This is a genomic window from Nonomuraea sp. NPDC050733, from assembly GCF_040654215.1.
In the GTDB taxonomy this organism is placed as follows: Bacteria; Actinomycetota; Actinomycetes; order Streptosporangiales; family Streptosporangiaceae; genus Nonomuraea.
The window spans coordinates 73,339-92,659 of sequence record NZ_JBFAHO010000010.1; the positions used below are offsets into that span (position 1 = coordinate 73,339).

Here is a 19,321-nt window from a genome sequence, read left to right on the forward strand (position 1 = left end):
GAGCGCCTGGTAACGGGCCCAGCGCGCCGACCGCGCGTCACGGAGCCCGTCGGCTCCCGGCCTGCCCATCTCGATCGTCACCTCTTGATCACACACCATCCCGCCGTCAGGGATCGAGGCGCGGTGCTGAGAACCGACGCGACCGGCCGCCGTACACGCCATGCCGCGGTGTTCGGCCCTGCGCCAGTTCCAGAACCAGACACGCCGTAACAAGTCCGCAACATATCCGTCCTCCAGCGACATTCCAGGTTCACTCCCTGTTTAACATCCGACGTGGGACGTAGGACGTCCTCTCATGACTTTCTCCTTCCAGGAAGGGCGAGGACATGCACGACAGTTATCTCCCGGGGCGCCGTACCGGGAGCTCCTGGCGCCGCCGGGCGGGCGCCGTGATGGTGCTCGCCGGCTTACTCGTCAGCGCGTTGGGCGTGCCGGCGACCGCGGCGCCGGCGGAGACCGCCGCGACCGGCGACGCCGCACCGTTCGTGGACGAGCAGGTGCTCTACAAGCAGGGCGACTTCGGATACGGCTGCTTCCGGATCCCCGCCGTGGTGCGGGCCACGAACGGCATGCTCCTGGCGTTCGCCGAGGGACGGGTGAAGGACTGCGGCGACGACGAGGACATCGACCTCGTGCTGCGCCGTTCCGCCGACGGCGGGCGGACCTGGGGACCACTGCAGGTGGTCTCGGAGGGCGACGGCACGACCCACGGCAACCCGGTGCCGATCGTCGACGAGCGTACCGGGCGGGTCGTGCTGGTGAGCACCCACAACGGTGCGGAGCCGTGCCCGAACGGCTGCGACCGCGACCCCTGGGTGCAGTTCAGCGACGACCACGGGGCCACCTGGTCGGCCGCCAGGGAGATGACCGAGGGCAAGCGTCCGGAGTGGAACTTCTGGTACGCCACCGGCCCGATGCACGGCATCCAGCTCAAGCGCGGCCCGCACGCCGGCCGGCTGGTCGTCGGGGCGAGCTTCGAGAGCTGGGACCGGGTCGGCAAGCACGTCTACGGTACGCACCTGCTCTACAGCGACGACAGCGGGCTGACCTGGAACATCGGCGCCGAGACGTCCCGCGACGACGGCACGGTCATCGCCCAGGAGGTCACCGTCATCGAGCTCGCCGACGGGCGGATCTACGCCTCCGCCCGCGAGCGCGGGACCGACGAGGGCAGCCGGGCGTACGCGACCAGCAGCGACAGCGGCGAGACGTGGGACGCCCCGTTCCGCACCACGCCGGCGCTGGCGACGACCGACATCCAGGCGTCGCTGCTGCGCTTCGGCGAGAAGCGCATCCTCTTCTCCTCGCCGATGCACCCGAACGCCCGGGAAGCGATGGGGATCCGGTCGTCCTACGACGAGGGGCGCAGCTTCGAGACCTGGGACGAGGGCAAGGTCTTCCACTGGGGGCCGTCGGCGTACTCGGACATGGTGCGTCTGGACGGCGACGAGGCGGCCCTGATGTATGAGGCCGGCACCGTCACGCCGTACGAGCAGATCCGGTTCGCGCGGTTCAACGAGGCGTACCTGGAGACGCCGAACGGCACCCCGCCCGGCATCCCCGGACCTCCGGCGCCCGGCCCGACGACGCCGGACAAGTCGCCGTACCGCAACAAGGCGTACGTCCGCGGCGGTGCGCAGACCACCGACGGGCGGTTCGGCAACGGGCTGGCCCTGGACCGGGTGGACGACCGGGTGGAGGTGCCGTTCGACGACTCCGTGGACCTCGGCGCGAAGGACTTCACGCTGACCTCCTGGATCCGGTACTCGGAGCAGACCGGCGCGCACACGATCCTCTGGTTCCACCGGGTGAACCGGGGCACCAACCCGCCGGCGCTGTGGCTGCGGGCCGAACCGGCCAGCAACCGCATCCGGGCGGTGCTCTCCGTCGACCGGTTCAACGTGACCGTGCAGTCGCCGAGCGCGTACAACGACGGGCAGTGGCACTTCGTGGCGCTCCAGCGGGTACGCGGCGAGCTCCGGCTCCTGGTGGACGGCGTGCAGGTCTCGTCGGCGGCGGCGCCGGCCGGTTCGCTGACCCTCGGCAAGGAGTTCGGGCTTGAGGGAATCCACGTCGGACAGCGGCTGGACGGTGTGGACCGCTTCCGCGGGACGCTGGACGAGGTGCGCGTCTACCGGCGCGCCCTCACCGGCGTGGAGCTGGACCTGATCCAACGGTCGAACCTGCCGATCGGCGGTCAGCTCGGGCTGCGGCTGCCGTTCGATCGCGTCGGCTGAGGCGACACGCACCGCTTGGCGATGACGCTCGCGCGGCCCCCGGTGGGCGTCATCGCCAACGCCTTGACGGTATCCACGCGCCCGGACCTCCTACGTCTCCGCGGGGAAGAGCTCGGGCAGTCGCGCCCGGACCAGTGGCCTGAGCCGGACGGCGAGCGAGGCGTCGACCGAGTCGTACGGCCACCGGACCCGGGTGCCGAGGTCGGCCCAGCCGCCGAGGTGGGCCAGGAACTTGTCCAGCGCGGGATTGGCGTACCCGCCGCGCTGGAGCGGCTGGACGTGCGCGGCGAAGAACTCGTGGATGCGTCGCTCGACATCGAGCGCGGCGTCGGGTCGCGCGGCCATCATCCGCTGCCAGGCCATGGCGCCGGCCGGGCTGAGGGCGGCGATGTTCGAGTAGGAGCCGGCGGCGCCGTGCCGCCGGCCGGTCGCCAGGTCGTGGCCGGGGACGAAGACGGCGAGGCCGGCCGCGTGGCGCCCCATCTCCGCGTACCACCCCGCGTCACCGCCGGCCACCTTGATCCCGATGACCGCCGGAACCTCGCGGCGGATCACCGGATACAGGTCGGCCGGCACCTGCGTCTTGGCGTGCGGCGGGTTGTACAGCACGAGCGGCACCGGGTCGGCGGCGGCCGCGACGCGGGCCAGGAAGCGGACCACCTCGCCGCGCGACAGCGGCAACCAGTCCGGCAGCGTCACCTGGATCGCGCCGGGCCGGAGCTCCCGTGCGCGGGCCACCCGGGCCAGGCCGGTCTGCGCGCTCATGTGTCCGGCACCGATCTGGAACGGCAGCCGGTGCCGTTCGCACCGCTCGGCCAGCAGCGCGTTGACGCGGTCGTACTCGTCCTCGCCCAGCGCGTGGAACTCGCCCGCGGTACCGTGCGCGTACAGGCCGTCGAGCCTCACGGCGACGAGCACGTCCAGCTCCGCCTCAAGGCGTGCCCAGTCGATCGACTCGTCGTCCCGGAGGGGCAGCAGGACCGTGCCCCAGGTGCCGCCGAGCGTCCCCGGCGTCAGTTCCTCCATGGCGCCCCGCCAGTCGATCGATACACGTAGGACATCCTATGTCTTGACCGGGAAGTGACCAAGCCATGTCCGTCCAGTGGCCCGTCCGTGGCGTCGGCGTAGACTTTTCCGCCTCGCCTGGCCTTACGGCACCGAGAGGTGGGATGTTCGACGCAAGGTCTTTCGACGAGTCTGGGGGCAGCATGCGTACGCGTGACGGCGCGTCGCTTCAGGAGCGCATCGTCGCCCTGATCCACGAGCGCGGACTGGCCCCCGGGTCGCCGATGCCGACCGAAGTGCAGTTGATGGATCTGCTCGGGGCGAGCCGCAACAGCGTCCGCGAGGCCGTGCGGGCCCTGCGGGCCCTGGGCATCGTGGAGATCCGGCACGGTCATGGGACGTTCGTCGGGCACGCCTCGCTCGACGTGCTGACCCCGTCGCTCGCCTTCCAGGTGCGTTCGGGGCCGGGCGGCGGGATCCGCGCGCTGCACGATCTGGTCGAGGTTCGCGAGCTGCTCGAGACGGGGCTGATCGGCCAGGTGGCCCAGAGCACCAGCGCCACCCGGCTCGCCGCGTTGGCCGCCCTGGTCAATGGCATGGACCGGGATCGGGAAGCCGATCGGGCCTTCCACGCGCTGCTGTACGAGTCGTGCGGCAACGAGCTGGTGCTGCAGCTGATCGGCCTGTTCTGGGACGTCTACCACGAGGTCGAGCCGACGCTCGGCCCGCCGGAGGAGCGGACGGCGGAGATCGTCGGCAACCACCGCCGGATCGTGGCGGCGCTTCGCGCCCGGGACGCCGAGGCCGCCCGGGAAGCGATGCGGCTGCACTTCCGCGACGTCAAGGCGCGCATCGCGCGGGCGGCGGCCCGGCCGGTGTCCGCGCCGACCTGACCAGGCCGCCCGGCGGCATTCGCTCCGTTCTGCTCCGGGAGGTGCATGGTCGCGGCGAAGGAGCGCGCCGGCCAGGCAGCTCACGGATCGGGATGACAACGGCAGTGCGGCACGGTAGAACAGCACACAGCCTCCGGCGGAGATCGTCGATCTTGGTCGACGACCCTTCCACCAGGGGTCTTCCTGCTGCCGGATCAATGGAGGACGACATCAAACGATTTCCTCGCCCGGGAACGGACGACCGGCGCCGCTTACCGCTCGTCCGTGCGCTCGCCCGGAGTTCCTTCGCCGCCGCCGTCGCCCTCGCGGTCCTGGCCGCCGCCCTCTCCACGAGCGTCGTCACCGGCGCGGACTTCCGCACCAGCGGGTCGGCGGAGGTCGTCAGCGCCATCGACGCCCGGCCCAACGACGGCTCCGGCTATTGGCCGGACTTCTCGAACACCGGCTATGCCAACACGCCGGCCAATGCCGGAGGGCTGGGCCTGGGCGCGTACCCGGGGAAGCTCACCGACTACACGTCGGGCATGAGCGCCGACAAGCCGCTGACGCTCAGGTTCCCCGACAACAGCGTCATCTCGTACAAGCGGTTCCTGAGCCTGAAGGTCCTGATCTACGGCGACAATCTCACCTTCGTCGGCTGCTTGTTCGAGGGCACCAATCCCAACGACAATCTCGTCCAGATCTACTCGGACAACAACATCAAGTTTCTCTACTCGACGTTCAAGCCGAGCTCCTACGCGATGCCTCCCGGCAACGACGGCACCGTCTCGTCGTCCCACACCAAGCCCGGAACGCCCTTCGACAAGTCCTGGCAGCTGGCCACGACGATGAAGGAAGCCGTGGCCGTCATGGACCACAACGACATCTGGGGCAACGCGGGCATGATCATGGTGACGGGCTTCCCGGGCCGCCCGTCGACCTGGACGAACAATTACATCCACGACATGGCCGACACCTCGCATGACGTCTACCACCACGACGGCATAGGCCCGCAGAGCGAGGGCAACGGCGGCCCCATGATCGTCGACCACAACACCCTGGCCTCCGTGGGGAACACCAACGCCCTGGCCCTGCAGGGCGACGGCGTGTACGACCACATCTCGTTCACGAACAACTACGTCTCCGGCTGGGGTTACGCGGTCTCCATAGGCGTCAAGAACAACGCCACCAACATCACCGTCACCGACAACGTCTTCTCGACAGAGCTCGAGCAGTTGTACGGCTTCCTGTACGGCAACATCTGGGGCGGCTCCACGCGCGGCTCCACCTGGCGCCGCAACCTCATCCAGGCCCGTACGGGAGACGACAACACCGCCTATTCGACAGCCGACAACGGCAAGTATCTCTGGCCGAGCGGCGCGGCCCATGCCACCGACTACACGGGCTGAGTCCCTTCCCATGTGAGGCGAGCGAACGTCCTTCGCACTCCCCGTCGGCGTCGACCGCCGGCGGGGCCGACGGCGCCGCTACGAGAACCAGTTGGCGCCGAGCTCCTGGATGGTCCTGCTGCCCTTGGGCACCAGCAAGGCCTCGCTCAGCACCTGGTTGATGCTCTTGGGGTCGTTGACCATGGCGAACAGGAAGAACGAACCGCCGTCCGCCGTACGGAAGCCGAAGACCGAGCCGTGGCCCGCGAACGCCACGTACATCCCCTTGTTGACCGCGGGGAACGCCTTGCGGCTGTAGCTGTCCCTGGCCAGGCGGTAGCCGGAGGCGCCCTCCTTCTTCTTGTTGTTCCAGAAGTTCTGGTACTCCTTGGCCACGGCGCGCGCCACGGCGTCGTCCATGTCGGTGACGTAGCCGTCGGCGTCGAGCAGCGGCGCGGGCATCCGCCGGCCCCAGTGGATCGGGGTCGCGACGGCCAGCCTGAAGGGCTGCCCGGGGGCGCGGAAGAACGCGAGCACGTGCGGGCGGGCATGACCCTTGGTGTCCTTGTAGGTCGCCTGCGCGACGAACCAGTCACCGATCGGCGGCTGCCGCTCCGGCCTGGGCAGGTAGAGCGTCGGGGCGCCGATCAGGTTGATCGGCTTGTGCTCCGGCTTCCAGCCGAAGGTCTCGTGGTTGCGTTCGAGCACGCCCTCGTGCAGCGCCGCCTCGACGAACAGCGCGTCGAGCGGGGCGTTCTGCCGCCACCACTTCCGCTTCCGGAGCGTCGCGTTGTACGTGGCCACCCACTCCCGCATGGCCTGCCTGGCCTGCGGGACGGTCAGCGCCGCCCTCGCCGCTGAGGGAGTGGGAGCGGCGCTCGCGGAGGGCGTGGCACCGGATGGCGGTGACGCGACCGGGGCCGGCGTGGGGGGGCCGGCGGGCCGGGGAACCAGCCCGGGGATCACCCCGCAGCCGCACAGGCTCAGGACAAGGGCCACGATCAACAGCGTTCCGCGCACCAGCGACTACTCCAAGACGATCTTCGTGGCACGGAGCAGGCATCGCGCGCCGTGCCGGTGCAGCACCGTATCCGGCCACGCGAGAAGCCGCCAAATGGCACTACAGCTGGAAATGGATCAGTGGTCGGAAGTGGTTCTTCCTGGGGACCGGACAGAGATCACGCACACGACGAAGCTCGAAAGGTGGGCCGACCAGGTGCCCTTGCTCTCCATCGTCACGCCGAGCCACCAGCCCGTGCGCAAACAGCTCCTGGAAGCCTACGAATCCGTCCGCTCCCAGAAACTGCCCGGGGACTGGGAGGTCGAGTGGGTCATCCAGGAGGACGGCGACACCGGGGCGGTCAGGGACATCCTCCCCGGCGACCCCATGGTGAAGTTCGCCACGGGACGGCGAGGCGGGGTCGCGCTGACGCGGAACATCGCCCTCGCCCGCGCCGAGGGTGAGCTGGTGAGGAACCTCGACCAGGACGACGTCCTCACCCCTGGCGCGCTCGCCCGCGACATCGACGTTCTCTCCTGGGACCCCCTTGTCCAGTGGACCACCTCCCCGGCCCTCGACCTGATGCCCGACGGATCGACGGTCGGCTTCGACAGCGACCCGGCACCGGGACGGATCGAGCCGGGCTTCGTGCTCGACCACTGGCGCGCGCACGGCTACCGGCTTCCGGTCCACCCCACCACCATCTGCATCCGGCGGGAGTTAGCCGTCGCCCTCGGAGGCTGGATGGGGGTTCCGGGATCGGACGACACGGGCCTGCTCGTACCGGCCAGTGTCGTCAGCTACGGCTACTTCCACGGCGAGGTGGGCCTGCTCTACCGCAAGTGGCCGGGGCAGGAAACGGCGGCCACCGGCCACTACGCGCCGGTCGAGTGGACCTTGCGCATGCGGCTCATCGAGCAGCGCGCCGAGGCGGTGCGCAGATTGTGGCCGCGGACCATCGGCACCTAGCGTTTCGTGGTCAGGTCGTCCAGCTCGGCCTGGAAGAGCAGCTCGGGGTAGAACCCCATCCCGGTGAAGTGGCCGGCGAGTTCGAGCGACAGGACGCCGTGCAGCCGGGTCCAGAAACGCAGGGCCCGGTGGAGGGCCGCCGGTGAGGCGGGGTGGCCGTCCGCCCACTGCCGGTGCTCGTCGAGGTGCGCGCCGAACGGCGTCGCGGGGCCGTCGGAGGGCGTCGCGGCGCAGGCGTCGAGCAGCGTCGCCATGATCTCGGACGCGATCGCGGTGATGTCGTCGGGCGCGTGGTAGCCGGGGACGGGTGTGCCGTAGATGAGGAAGTACCGCTGAGGGTCGTCGAGCGCCCACCCGCGCAGCGCGTGGGCCAGCGCGGCGAGGTCGGGGCCGGTCTCGGAGGCGGCGTGGAAGGTGTCGGCGAGGCTTCGGTACGCGTCCCTGATGAGCTCGGTGATCAGCTCGTCGCGGCCGGCGAAGTACCGGTAGAGCGCGGGCCCGCTCATGCCGAGCTGCTTGGCGATCGCGTTGAGGGACAGCGCGGACGCCCCCGCCGTGGCGATCTGCTCCCACGCGCGCTCCTTGATCTCCGCCCGCACCTGAGTGCGGTAGCGCTCGCGCGGGGCCTTCGTGCCTGTTTGCGCCATGACCTGCCGTCGCCGCCTTCCAAGCCCGCCTAGTTACATCATCAAGGATTGGTTAGAAGGTATCACGCTGCCTGTTGACACTGCTCATCCGTTGCGTTAGAACTTGTAACGAAAAATAGAGTGTCTAACCACCGGAGGTCGTCATGAGCGTCGAAGGACTCGTCGAGGTCGTCCTGCCGGGCAAGGTGGAGCCGGAGGGGCTCCAGATCCGGCACGGAGCCGTCCCCACCCCCGGCCCCGGCCAGGTCCTGATCCGGATGGAGGCGACCGGGGTCTCCTTCGCCGAGCAGCAGATGCGCCGCGGCCGCTACTACGACCAGCCGGCGTTCCCGTTCGTGCCGGGCTACGACCTGGTCGGCACGGTGCTGAGGACCGGTGCGGGCGTCGATCCGGGCCTGGCCGGCACCCGGGTGGCCGCGCTGGTCAAGGTCGGCGGCTGGGCCAGCCACGTGATCGTCGACGCGGCCGACGTGGTGGAGGTGCCCGAGGGGGTCGGCGCGGCGGAGGCGGAGACCGTGGTGGTCAACGGCATCACCGCCTGGCAGATGCTGCACCGCAAGGCACGGGTCCGCGCGGGGCAGACCGTTCTGGTCCACGGCGCCAACGGCGGCGTCGGCTCGGTCCTGGTCCAGCTGGCGCGGGCCGCGGGCGTGAAGGTGATCGGCACGGCGTCCGCGCGCCACCACGACGCCCTGCGGCGGCGCGGCGTGGTCCCGGTCGACTACCGCGCCGAGGACGTCGCCACGCGCGTCCGCGAGCTCGCCCCCGGCGGGGTGGACGCCGTCTTCGACCACGTCGGCGGCCGCGGCGTCGTCGACTCCTGGCGCCTCCTCGCGCCCGGCGGCACCCTCGTCTCGTACGGCAGCGCCTCCACCCGGGACGACCAGGGGTCCAAGCAGTGGCCTGTGCTCAAGCTGCTCGGCCGGGTGTGGCTGTGGAACGCCCTGCCCAACCGCCGCCGCGCCTACTTCTTCAACGTCTGGGCCGGCCGTGCGCTGGCCAAGAACCGGTTCCGGGCCCGGCTGCGCGCCGATCTCACCCAGGTCTTCGCCGCCCTCCAGCGCGGCGACGTCACCGCCCAGATCGCCGCCCAGCTTCCACTGGCCCGCGTCACCGACGCCGTGCGGCTGGCCGAGTCCGGCACCGTCGCCGGAAAGGTCGTCCTCAATCCGTAGGCGGGGCAGGCGCTTCGGGTTCGCAGGTGGCCGTCTTCCCGTACAGGGACATCAGCAGCGGCCGGGTCAGGGCGGCCATCTCGTCGGGTGGGCGCGGGCATCCGCGCTGGAGCCAGTCCGTGGCGACGCCGATGAGCGCTCCCGCGGTGAACGCGGCGGGCACGTCGTGCGGGGTCTGAGCCGGGTAGTCCGCGGGGGTGTCGTCGCCGGTGGCGCTCCGGTGGGCGCCGACGTGCGCGGCGACGGTGGCGCGGCGGCGCACGTGGTCGACGACGCGCGCGCTCCCCTCGGGCCCCAGCACCCTGCGGTAGAGGCGGGCGTGCTCGGCGAGGTGGGCGAAGAAGGTCAGCAGGGTGTCGGCGGTCGTGTCGGGGACGTCGCCGGCCTCGGGGTTGGGGATGGCCTCGATCAGGTCGTCGATCATCGCGGTGCAGGCCGCGTCGGCCAGCTCGTGCACGTCACGGAAGTGGTCGTAGAACGTGGAGCGGCTCACCCCGGCGCGTTCGGCGACGTCGGCCACGCTGATCCGGGACAGGTCGCGGTCCTGGACGAGGTCGATCAGCGCGCGCCGCAGCGCCGCCTGTGTGCGGCGCACCCGCGGGTCGCCCAGGTCACCGCCCCTGTCCCGGTCTCTGTCTCTGGTGAGGGCCACGCCTCAGTGTACTGAGGCCTACATCTGTAGGTTAGCCTGCAGATGTAGGGAAGTTGGATTGGCATGTCTGATGGGGGACACCCGTGACCACTGACTCCGCTGAGACGCTCCAGATCACCCGCACCTGCCCTTACGCTCCGCCGGAGCAGCACCTTCGATTCCTGCGCGAGGAGTCGGTCGCCGAGGTCGAGCTGCCTGGTGGTTCGAGCGCCTGGATCGCCACCCGCTACGAGGACATCCGCACGGTCCTGAGCGACCCGCGCTTCAGCGCCGACCGCCGCCATCCCAACGCCCCCAGGCTGAACGGCGAGACGGGGCCCGGCCAGTCGCCGCTGCCGAAGATGCTGCTGGAGATGGACCCGCCCGAGCACGGTCCGGCGCGGCGCGCGGTGGTCGGGGAGTTCACCGTCCGGCGGATGGCGGCGCTGCGGCCGCGCATCCAGCAGATCGTGGACGAGCACCTCGACGCCATGCTGGCCGGCCCGCGCCCGGTCGACCTGGTGCAGGCGCTGGCCCTGCCGGTGCCCTCGCTGGTGATCTGTGAGCTGCTCGGCGTGCCGTACGACGAGCACGACTTCTTCCAGACGCACTCCGCGCAGTTGCTCAACCGCACCATCACGGCGCAGAAGCGGCAGGACGCCACCCTCGAACTGGCCGTCTACCTGGACAAGCTGATCAGGGCCAAGGAGGAGAACCCCACCGACGACCTGCTCAGCCGCCAGGTGGTCAAGCAGCGCGAGAGCGGCCAGGTGGACCATGGCGCGCTGCTCAGCCTGGCGTTCCTGCTGCTGATCGCCGGGCACGAGACCACGGCGAACATGATCTCGCTGGGCACGTACATGCTGCTGCGGCATCCCGACGCGCTCGCCGCGCTGCGCGAGGACCCGGCCAAGACACCGGGTGCGGTGGAGGAGCTCCTGCGGCACTTCACCATCGCGGAGTTCGCGATCATGCGGATCGCGGTCGAGGACGTGGAGCTCGGCGGCACGGTCATCCCGGCCGGGGCAGGCGTGCTCACGCTCGCCAACGCCGGCAACCGCGACCCGGAGGTGTTCGCCGACCCGGACGCGTTCGACATCGAGCGCGACGCCCGCAGCCACCTGGCGTTCGGCTACGGCCCGCACCAGTGCCTGGGCCAGAACCTCGCCCGCGTGGAGCTGGAGATCGTCTTCAACACCCTGCTCCGGCGGGTCCCCGGCCTGCGGCTGGCCGTCCCCGCCGAGCAGCTCTCGTTCAAGGACGAGGCCACCGTCTACGGCATGCACGAGCTGCCCGTCACCTGGTGACGGCGGCGCCGTGACCTCAGGCGGCCGGTGGGAGCGGCTTGTCGTGCAGCCAGGCCGACAGCAGCGGACCCACCGGCCGCGTGGTGTGCCGCTGAACGTGCTCGGCGAAGTCCCGCGTGCTGACGTTCGCGTGCCGGCGCGCGGCGGTCCAGGCGCGCAGGGCGGGGAAGAAGTCCCCGTCGCCCAGCGCCCGCCGCAGCGCGTGCACGGTCAGCGCGCCCCGCTTGTACACCCGGTCGTCGAACATGACGTCCACGCCGGGGTCGGCCAGCACGAAGTCCTGCGGCAGCCCGGCCAGCCGCTGATGCCAGCGCCGGGCGTGCTCGGCGGCGGGCGGGCCGCCGGACGCCTCGGACCAGAGCCACTCGGCGTACGTGGCGAAGCCCTCCTGCAGCCAGATGTCGCTCCAGCAGGACACCGTGAGGCTGTTGCCGAACCACTGGTGCGCCAGCTCGTGCGCGACCAGCCGCTCGAACCCGCGCCGGCCGTCCACGTGGTTCCTGCCGAAGATCGACATGCCCTGCGCCTCGACCGGGATGTCCAGGTCGTCATCGGCCACGACGGCGACGTAGCCGCTGAACGGGTAGGGACCGAACCGGTCGGCGAACACCGCCATCATCTCGCCCTGCCGGCCGAAGTCGTGCCGGACGCGGGCGCCCAGGCGCGCCGGGTGGGCCAGCCGGGTGCCCGCGACCTCGGTGAGCTCGTAACGCCCGATCTGCACGCTGGCCAGATAGCTGGCCATGGGCTCCGGCTGGTCGTAGCTCCAGGTCGTGGTCCCCGCCCCGCGGCGCCGGCCGGCGAGCACGCCGTTCGCGACGACCCGGTACGGCGACGCGGTCGTCACGGTCATCCGGTACGACGCCTTGTCGTCGGGCCGGTCGTTGCACGGGAACCAGGAGGGCGCGCCGATCGGCTGGCCCGCCACCAGCGCGCCGTCGGTCAGCTCCTCCCACCCCACGCCGCCCCAGGGACTCGGCACCGGCACGGGGTTGCCCGAGTAGCGGACCTCGACGACCGCGCCGCCTCCCGCGGGCAGCGGCCTGGGCAGGGTGACCCGCAGCTTGCCCTGGCCGTGCAGGTGGCGGGCCTGGACCCCGTCCACCGTGACGCCCGAGACCCGGAACCGGCCGAGGTCCAGGTCGAGCACGCCGAGGGGCTCCGCGGCCGACACGGTCAGCCGGGCCGTGCCGTCGAGCCGGTTGCCCGCCACCCGGTACTTCAGCGTCAGGTCGTAGTGCGACACCCCGTACCGGTGGTCGCCGTGCGCCGAGAAGTACGACGTCATCGCCACGCCGAGATGGGATTGCCGAACCAGCGCGTGCGAGCGGGCACGGCCTCCCCGCGCATGACCAGCGACGCGGGCCCGATCGTGGTGTCGGCCCCCACCCGCGCGGCGGGCAGCACCACACCGTGCGGGCCCAGCGTCGCGCCCGCCTCCAGGATCACCGTGTCCATGCTCATGACCCGGTCGTGGAACAGGTGGGTCTGCAGGACGCAGCCCCGGTTGACGCAGGCGCCGTCCCCCAGCGTCACCAGATCCGCCTCAGGCAGCCAGTACGTCTCACAGGAGACCCCATGCCCGATGCGCGCCCCGAGCGAACGCAACCACGCGTTCAACGGCGCGGTCCCCAGCCACGGCCGCGCGAACCAGGGCGCCGCCAGCACCTCCACGAAGTTGTCCGCGAGCTCGTTGCGCCACACGAAGGAGCTCCACAGCGGCCGGCTGCCCGCTGCGATCCGGCCGACCAGCGCCCACTTCGCGGCCGTCGCCACCGTCGCGGCGGCCACGCCCGCGACCGCCAGCACCACCCCGCCCAGCGCGAGCGCCGCGGCGAAGCCGTAGCCGGCCGCGAGCCACTCGAAGGCGGCCGCGACCAGGACCGCGAGCGCGACCGCGCACATCGCGGGCACCACCCGGAACGCCTCGACCAGCGCCCTGGCCGCCTTGTACCGGGCGGGCGGGTCGTAGGTGCGGCTCCGGTCGCCCTCCTCGGCGGTACGGCGCAGCTCCATGGGCGGCATGCCCACGTACGACGAGCCGGACCTGGCCTTCTTCGGCGTCGCCGACAGCACCCCGACCAGGCCGTCCTTGGGCACCTTGCGGCCGGGCGCGGTCATCCCCGAGTTGCCGAGGAAGGCGCGCTTGCCGATGCGGGCCGAGGCGATGCGCATCCAGCCGCCGTCCAGCTCGTACGGGGCGACCATCGTGTCGTCGGCCAGGAAGGCGCCGTCCCCGACGGACGTCATCGAGGGCAGCGCCAGGACCGTGGACAGCTCGGCGCCGCGGCCCACCTTCATGCCGAGCGCCCGCAGCCACGCGGGCGTCAGGACGCTGGCGTACAGGGGGAACAGCCAGACGCGCGCCGACGCCATCAGCCGGCCCGTCGCCCACGCCTGCCAGGCCTGGCGGCTGTGCACGGGATGGCGTCCCGCGCGCAGGCCCATGCCGAGCAGCCGCACGCTGACCAGCGTGACCAGCGCGAAGGCGGCCATGCCGGCGATCGTCGCCGGTGGAACGCCCGGCAGGGCGGCGGTCAGGGCCTGGCCGAGCGTGCGCGCGTCGCCGGCGAACACGGCCAGCACCGCGAGCCCGGCTCCGGCCGCGACCATCGGCAGCAGGCTGAGCACGACGGCGGTAAGCCCATACAGCGCGGCCCAGAACCGGGAGCGGGCGGGCCGCTCCCCCGGCCGCGACCTGCGCGACTTGCCCTGCCTGAACGCGGGGGCGCCGGCCCAGAGCCGGCCCGCCGGCACGCTCCCGGCGACCGCCGATCCGGGGGCGATCTCGGCGTTCTTCCCGATTCTCGTTCCGGGCAGCAGCGTCGCGCGGGAGCCGACCCTCGCGCCGGCGCCGATCCTGATCTCCCCGATGTGCAGCCGGTCGCCGTCGTACCAGTGGCCGCAGAGATCGACCTCCTGCTCGACCGACGCGCCCCTGCCCAGCTTGAGCAGCCCGGTGACGGGCGGCGGCGAGTGCAGGTCGGCGTCGCCTCCCACCTGGGCGCCCAGCAGCCGGGCGTACCACGCCAGGTAGGGGGCACCGGCCAGGTCGGGAACGCCGAGCCGCTCGGCGAACCGCTCCGCGAACCACAGCCTCAGATGGACGGCGCCGCCGCGCGGATGACTGCCCGGCCGCACGCCGCGCAGCAGGAGCCGGGCCACGGCCGCCGACAGTCCCATCCGCCCGGGAGGGGTGACGAACAGCAGAGCGCCCAGCGTCACCCACCACCACGACAGGGTCGGCGCCCACGCGGGCGCCAGGATGTTGCCGGCCGCGGCGAGCAGCACGATCCAGCGGACCGCGCCCACGCCCAGCAGCGGGATCATGAGCGCCGACTGCGCCAGCGCGGCCCGCCGGGGCATCGGCGTCACGGGCCGCCGTCCCGGCTCCGCCTCGCCCCGGCCGTCCAGCAACCGCGCCAGCCCGCCGAGCGTCGGCCGCGCGTACACGTCGCCCACGGCCACGTCGGGATGGTCGGCGCGCAGCACCGACACCAGCCGGGCCGCCGCCAGGCTCGTGCCGCCGTCGGCGAAGAAGTCGGCGTCCCGTCCGCTCGGCGCCACGCCGAGGACGGCGGTCCACCGCTCGGCCAGCGCCGCCTCGGCCGGGCTCAGCCCGCCCTCCGGCGTGACGGGCGGCGTGGCCAGCGGCCAGGGCAGCGCGTCACGATCGATCTTCCCCGAGGTCCGGACCGGGAGCGCGTCGATCGGCGCCAGGCGCGGCACCAGGGCCGCGGGCAGCGAGCCGGCGAGCAGCTCACGCGCCCGGCGGAGGTCGAAGCCGGGCTCGGTGACGACGTAGCCGACGAGCACCTGGTGGCCGCCGCCGGCGGTGCGGACGGCCGCGGCCGCGCCCGCGACCCCGGGCAGCGCCCGCAGCGCGGCGTCCACCTCGCCCAGCTCGATCCGGCGCCCGCCCAGCTTCACCTGGTCGTCGGCGCGGCCGGCGAAGACGAGGCCCTCGGGCTCGGCCCGTACCAGGTCGCCGCTGCGGTAGGCGCGCTCCCAGCCCAGCGACGGCAGCGGCGCGTACTTCTCGGCGTCCTTGACCGGGTCCAGGTAGCGGGCCAGGCCCACGCCGCCGATCACCAGCTCGCCGGTCTCCCCCATCGCGACCGGCTCGCCCTGGCCGTCGACCACCGCCAGGTCCCACCCGTCGAGGGGCAGGCCGATGCGTACCGGACCGTCGCCGGTGAGCCGGGCCGCGGAGGCCACCACCGTGGCCTCGGTGGGCCCGTAGGTGTTCCACACCTCACGCCCCGGTACGGCGAGCCGCTCGGCCAGCTCGGGCGGGCAGGCCTCCCCGCCGAAGATGAGCAGCCGGATGCCGTCGAGGTGCTCGGCGGGCCACAGCGCGGCCAGCGTGGGCACGGTGGAGACGGCCGTGATCCGCTGCTGCGCCAGCCAGGGGCCGAGGTCCATTCCGGTGCGTACGAGGGCTCTGGGCGCGGGCACCAGGCAGGCGCCGTGCCGCCACGCCAGCCACATCTCCTCGCAGGAGGCGTCGAAGGCCACCGACAACCCGGCCAGCACCCGGTCGCCGGGGCCCAGCGGCCGGTCCCGCAGAAAGAGCCCGGCCTCGGCGTCCACGAACGCGGCCGCGGACCGGTGCGTCACCGCGACGCCCTTCGGCCGGCCGGTCGAGCCGGAGGTGAAGATGATCCACGCGTCGTCGTCGAGGGCGGGCGGCGCGGGGGCCGACGCGGCGCTGCCGCTCACCGTCAGCTCGCCGGAGATGACCGCGCCGACCTCGGCCTCGGCGAAGACCAGCGCGGCCCGTTCCGCCGGGTCGTCGGCGTCGACGGGCACGTACGCGGCGCCGGCGGCGAGCACGGCGAGGATGGACAGGTACAGCTCCGCGGTTCCCGACGCGACGCGCACGCCGACCCGGTCGCCGTGGCCGACTCCGGCCGCGCCCAGCTCGGCGACGAGCCGGTCCACCTCCGCGCGCAGCGAGCGGTAGTCGAGGCGCACGGTGCCGTCGTCGATCGCGAGCGCGTCCGGGTGCCGGCGCGTGGTGTCGTCGAGGACGTCGACGAGGGTGCGCGGCGGCGGCGCGAGCACGCCCGCGGGGTAGATCGCGCTCGCCGTTCTGGGGCGTAACTCGGCCGGGTTGCTGGGCAAGCAGTGCTCCCTCGGAACGGCGACGGCTGACATTGAAGGGTACGCGCCGTGCCCGTGTGATCGGCCCTACACATTCCCGGCATTTCATCGTACGATGAATTAAAGCCTGGAAGGGAGAGCCATGATCACGCGAAACACCGGCGTCCTGGTGTGCGGCGGCGGACCGGCGGGCATGATGCTGGGCCTGCTGCTGGCCAGGGCGGGGATCGAGGTCACCGTGCTGGAGAAGCACGGCGACTTCCTGCGCGACTTCCGAGGGGACACCGTCCATCCCTCCACCGTCCGCCTCATGGACGAGCTCGGCCTCGGCGAAGGCTTCCGCGCCCTGCCGCAGAGCCGCCTGGGCAACCTGTCGTTCCCCGCCTCCGACGGCAGCATGATCACCTTCGCCGACTTCGGGATGCTGCCCGCCCCGTACGACTACGTCGCGATGGTGCCCCAGTGGGACCTGCTCGCCTTCCTCGCCAAGGCGGCCGGCGAGGAGCCGGGCTTCTCCCTGCGCATGAACACCGAGGCGACCGCGATGGTCAGAGACGGCGAGAAGATCGTCGGAGTCAGGTACCGCACGGCGGACGGCGAGGAAGGGGAGATCCGCGCCGAGCTGACGGTGGGGTGCGACGGCAGGCACTCCACCCTCCGGCGGGACGCGGGCCTGGTCCCCGAGGAGTTCCGGGTGCCGTTCGACGTCTGGTGGTTCCGCCTGCCCAGGTGGGAGAGCGACGCGGGCGTGCCCGCCGGCATCGTGCCGGTCGCGCGGGGCACCGAGGCGCTGATCTCCCTGACCCGCGAGGACTTCTACCAGGTGGCGTACTTCACCGCCAAAGGCTCCGACGCGCGGCTGCGGGCCGAGGGGATCGAGCGGTTCCGTGAGCGGGTCGCCCGCCTGCGGCCGGACTTCGCCGGCCGCGTGGACCACCTCAGGAGCATGGACGAGGTGTTCGTGCTCGACGTGAAGCTGAACCGGCTCGGACGCTGGCACCTCGACGGGCTGCTGCTCATCGGCGACGCCGCGCACGCCATGTCGCCCGCCGGCGGCGTGGGCATCAACCTCGCCGTCCAGGACGCGGTGGCCGCCGCCGCCATCCTCGCCGGGCCCCTGCGGCGGCACGCCGTCACACCGGCCGACCTGGCCGCCGTGCAGCGGCGCAGGCAACGGCCCACCGTGATCGTCCAGGCGTTCCAGCGGATGCTCCAGCGGGTCGTCTTCGAGCCGCTGTTCGCGGGCAGGTTCTCCGGGCCGCCCAGGACGCTCCTCCTTCTCAGCCGCCTGGTCCCCCGGCTTCGCGCGATACCGGCGCGGTTCGTGGGCTTCGGCCCGCGACCGGAGCACGCTCCAGCCTTCGCGCGCAGGCGTCCTTAGCGGTCCGGCCCGCCAGCCGCGAAGGCCGACTCTCATTCCTTCCGGGCCTGCGACTCACAAGGTAGGCCCGGACGTCGTTGCCTGCATCCGTCGGCACTTGCCCTGCACTTTCGGCCGCTGCTGGCGCGCCCACCCGACCTCAGATCCAGCCGATCGCTTTCATCACCGCCTCGGCCACCTCCGGCACAGAACCATCCGAGGCTTCAACGACAACGTCTTCGAGCTGAGCATTTTCCATGATCTGGTCCAGCTCGCCCGACCTCTTGAGATGCCACTGGAGGGCAGCCTCCTCACCTTGGTGACGCCGAGCCAGTCGCCGACGGACAACAGGGAGTTCCACACGGAGTCGACACACCGTCAGCTCGATACCGACCGCCTCCGCATACCGCCGGCGATCCTCTCGAGTCTCAGCGACGCCGGCCATGACGAGTCGGACAGCCCCAGCGTCCAGATAGTTTCCAGCGACGCTGCGCAGATTCCGTAGGGCCATCTCGAAGTTGAAACGATCATCCGGTGCGGGAGGCCAAGATCGACGAAGTGCGTCCACGTCGATGACGGCATGGGCAACCCCGGCGTCGGCGAGCAGGTCGCCCACCATGTCCGCAACCGAGGTCTTGCCGGCTCCCACCGTGCCGATGATCAAAAGAGCGCGGGACGATTCACCAGGAGACACGCAGATCATCTTGGCAAGAGTTTCCATCGTGATGCCCAATCGGCCAACAGGACGGTCATATCTGCCACCTCCTCTGTCAGAGCTCTCCGTTCGCATGGTTACTGCGGACGTTGCGCGATCGTTCGCAAGGTAGGTCCGGACGCCGCGAGGTTCGCGTGGACGCGACATTCGTCGCTCTTTTCATCCCGGACGTTCATGCTTTCGGGATAGTGAGCGGCGATGTGGTTCCCGGTGGTCAGGCCGCCACGGGCTTACTGTGCTGGGTGTCCGTTCCCGCCGGCTGCTGTCGTCCGCCAAAGGGCGCCCGTGATCCCGGCGAAGCTCGCGGTCAGCAGGGCCGCCCCGAGCAACGCCACCGGACCCAGGTCCATGTCGGTCACGAGGAACACCGTGGCCTTCACCATGCCCAGTCCGCTGCCGAGCCCGAGAAGAATGCCGATCCAGCGGGGCAGGACGCCACGCCACGTCACGATGGCCACCAGCATCAGACCTGCGTTGACTACCAGGCCCCCGGCGCTGAACGTCACGTTGATCAGGTTCAGCGACTCCCGGTATGTCTCGAGCAATGAGCCGCGATCGCCCGCCGGTGCGGAGAGGTATTCAGCTGCCAGTGCTGGAGTGGCGGACAGGCGCAGGCAGGCGCCGAAGAAGCCGATGAGGGCGGCGGCGCTGGCGGCCGATATGAACGTCGCCCGTATCGGCGCGGGCCGGCGCAGCGCGGTGCCCCAGGCCAGGAGCAGCCCGCCGATCCCCAGCCACGCCAGGACGTCGAAGACGATGGTCAGCCGGTAGAGGCCGGGTGCGCTACCGGAGGCCTCCAACTCCAGGAATTGCTCTGGCAGGGCACCGCTGCCCGCCGGTGCGACGACGGTCACGGACAGGACGATCAGCCCCAGGTAGGCGAGAGCCGTCAGTAGCGACCAACGGGAC

The 19,321-nt window shown here is 71.6% G+C and carries 15 protein-coding genes; 7 read left to right on the forward strand and 8 right to left on the reverse strand.

From position 1 onward, the window contains the following. Nucleotides 1-326 precede the first annotated feature (326 nt). Nucleotides 327-2,237 (forward strand): sialidase family protein, encoded by a 1,911-nt coding sequence (locus AB0H64_RS19065; RefSeq protein ID WP_357625892.1) that lies wholly within the window; start codon nucleotides 327-329, stop codon nucleotides 2,235-2,237. 90 nt (nucleotides 2,238-2,327) lie between these two features. Here the strand turns inward: AB0H64_RS19065 and AB0H64_RS19070 are convergent, their stop codons facing one another. Next, nucleotides 2,328-3,263 (reverse strand): dihydrodipicolinate synthase family protein, encoded by a 936-nt coding sequence (locus tag AB0H64_RS19070; RefSeq protein WP_357625894.1) that lies wholly within the window; start codon nucleotides 3,261-3,263, stop codon nucleotides 2,328-2,330. Nucleotides 3,264-3,445: 182 nt separating this feature from the next. On the opposite strand from AB0H64_RS19070, the gene AB0H64_RS19075 reads away from it, so the two are divergent. Together AB0H64_RS19075 and AB0H64_RS19080 are read left to right on the forward strand one after the other, a co-directional pair. Next, nucleotides 3,446-4,135, forward strand: coding sequence for an FCD domain-containing protein (locus tag AB0H64_RS19075; protein WP_357625896.1), 690 nt, complete (start codon nucleotides 3,446-3,448; stop codon nucleotides 4,133-4,135). 197 nt (nucleotides 4,136-4,332) lie between these two features. Then, nucleotides 4,333-5,523 carry a hypothetical protein gene (locus tag AB0H64_RS19080; protein WP_357625898.1) on the forward strand — a complete coding sequence of 397 codons (1,191 nt, stop codon included), beginning with the start codon at nucleotides 4,333-4,335 and terminating at the stop codon, nucleotides 5,521-5,523. A gap of 78 nt (nucleotides 5,524-5,601) precedes the next feature. Here AB0H64_RS19080 and AB0H64_RS19085 read toward each other — a convergent pair whose 3' ends face one another. Then, the gene (locus AB0H64_RS19085) at nucleotides 5,602-6,501 is read right to left on the reverse strand and encodes a hypothetical protein (RefSeq protein ID WP_357625900.1); all 900 of its coding nucleotides are present in this window, start codon (nucleotides 6,499-6,501) and stop codon (nucleotides 5,602-5,604) included. Nucleotides 6,502-6,718: 217 nt separating this feature from the next. Between AB0H64_RS19085 and AB0H64_RS19090 the strand changes: the two genes are divergently transcribed. Further along, a complete protein-coding gene (locus AB0H64_RS19090) occupies nucleotides 6,719-7,471 on the forward strand; it encodes a glycosyltransferase (RefSeq protein WP_357625902.1) in 753 nt (250 codons plus the stop codon). Here AB0H64_RS19090 and AB0H64_RS19095 read toward each other — a convergent pair. Further along, nucleotides 7,468-8,118, reverse strand: coding sequence for a TetR/AcrR family transcriptional regulator (locus AB0H64_RS19095; protein ID WP_357625903.1), 651 nt, complete (start codon nucleotides 8,116-8,118; stop codon nucleotides 7,468-7,470). The two genes, AB0H64_RS19090 and AB0H64_RS19095, sit on opposite strands and share 4 nt — an antisense overlap. Nucleotides 8,119-8,261: 143 nt before the next feature. Here AB0H64_RS19095 and AB0H64_RS19100 point away from each other — a divergent pair, with 143 nt between their 5' ends. Beyond that, a complete protein-coding gene (locus tag AB0H64_RS19100) occupies nucleotides 8,262-9,293 on the forward strand; it encodes a medium chain dehydrogenase/reductase family protein (RefSeq protein ID WP_357625905.1) in 1,032 nt (343 codons plus the stop codon). Here the strand turns inward: AB0H64_RS19100 and AB0H64_RS19105 are convergent. Next, entirely contained in the window at nucleotides 9,283-9,945 is a 663-nt protein-coding gene (locus AB0H64_RS19105; protein WP_357625907.1) for a TetR/AcrR family transcriptional regulator, read from the reverse strand. The genes AB0H64_RS19100 and AB0H64_RS19105 overlap by 11 nt on opposite strands. 83 nt (nucleotides 9,946-10,028) lie before the next feature. On the opposite strand from AB0H64_RS19105, the gene AB0H64_RS19110 reads away from it, so the two are divergent. Then, entirely contained in the window at nucleotides 10,029-11,231 is a 1,203-nt protein-coding gene (locus AB0H64_RS19110) for a cytochrome P450 (RefSeq protein WP_357625909.1), read from the forward strand. Nucleotides 11,232-11,247: 16 nt separating this feature from the next. Here AB0H64_RS19110 and AB0H64_RS19115 read toward each other — a convergent pair whose 3' ends face one another. Both AB0H64_RS19115 and AB0H64_RS19120 read right to left on the reverse strand, forming a co-directional pair. Continuing rightward, a complete protein-coding gene (locus AB0H64_RS19115) occupies nucleotides 11,248-12,519 on the reverse strand; it encodes a M1 family metallopeptidase (protein ID WP_357626211.1) in 1,272 nt (423 codons plus the stop codon). Next, nucleotides 12,516-16,358 carry a Pls/PosA family non-ribosomal peptide synthetase gene (locus AB0H64_RS19120; protein ID WP_357625911.1) on the reverse strand — a complete coding sequence of 1,281 codons (3,843 nt, stop codon included), beginning with the start codon at nucleotides 16,356-16,358 and terminating at the stop codon, nucleotides 12,516-12,518. Before AB0H64_RS19120 ends, AB0H64_RS19115 begins: the two co-directional genes overlap by 4 nt. Before the next feature lie 121 nt (nucleotides 16,359-16,479). Between AB0H64_RS19120 and AB0H64_RS19125 the strand changes: the two genes are divergently transcribed. Then, nucleotides 16,480-17,718 carry an FAD-dependent oxidoreductase gene (locus AB0H64_RS19125; protein ID WP_357625913.1) on the forward strand — a complete coding sequence of 413 codons (1,239 nt, stop codon included), beginning with the start codon at nucleotides 16,480-16,482 and terminating at the stop codon, nucleotides 17,716-17,718. A 139-nt stretch (nucleotides 17,719-17,857) separates the two neighbouring features. Here AB0H64_RS19125 and AB0H64_RS19130 read toward each other — a convergent pair whose 3' ends face one another. Both AB0H64_RS19130 and AB0H64_RS19135 read right to left on the reverse strand, forming a co-directional pair. Continuing rightward, nucleotides 17,858-18,430, reverse strand: coding sequence for an adenylyl-sulfate kinase (locus AB0H64_RS19130; RefSeq protein WP_357625915.1), 573 nt, complete (start codon nucleotides 18,428-18,430; stop codon nucleotides 17,858-17,860). Between the two features lie 212 nt (nucleotides 18,431-18,642). Beyond that, nucleotides 18,643-19,266, reverse strand: coding sequence for a DUF4386 family protein (locus AB0H64_RS19135; RefSeq protein WP_357625917.1), 624 nt, complete (start codon nucleotides 19,264-19,266; stop codon nucleotides 18,643-18,645). Nucleotides 19,267-19,321 lie beyond the last annotated feature (55 nt).

Coding starts and splice junctions, on each gene's coding strand:
- AB0H64_RS19125 (WP_357625913.1), top strand. CDS start 16,480: ATGATCACGCGAAACACCGGCGTCCTGGTGTGCGGCGGCGGACCGGCG.
- AB0H64_RS19095 (WP_357625903.1), bottom strand. CDS start 8,118: ATGGCGCAAACAGGCACGAAGGCCCCGCGCGAGCGCTACCGCACTCAG.
- AB0H64_RS19100 (WP_357625905.1), top strand. CDS start 8,262: ATGAGCGTCGAAGGACTCGTCGAGGTCGTCCTGCCGGGCAAGGTGGAG.
- AB0H64_RS19080 (WP_357625898.1), top strand. CDS start 4,333: ATGGAGGACGACATCAAACGATTTCCTCGCCCGGGAACGGACGACCGG.
- AB0H64_RS19070 (WP_357625894.1), bottom strand. CDS start 3,263: ATGGAGGAACTGACGCCGGGGACGCTCGGCGGCACCTGGGGCACGGTC.
- AB0H64_RS19075 (WP_357625896.1), top strand. CDS start 3,446: ATGCGTACGCGTGACGGCGCGTCGCTTCAGGAGCGCATCGTCGCCCTG.
- AB0H64_RS19065 (WP_357625892.1), top strand. CDS start 327: ATGCACGACAGTTATCTCCCGGGGCGCCGTACCGGGAGCTCCTGGCGC.
- AB0H64_RS19115 (WP_357626211.1), bottom strand. CDS start 12,519: ATGACGTCGTACTTCTCGGCGCACGGCGACCACCGGTACGGGGTGTCG.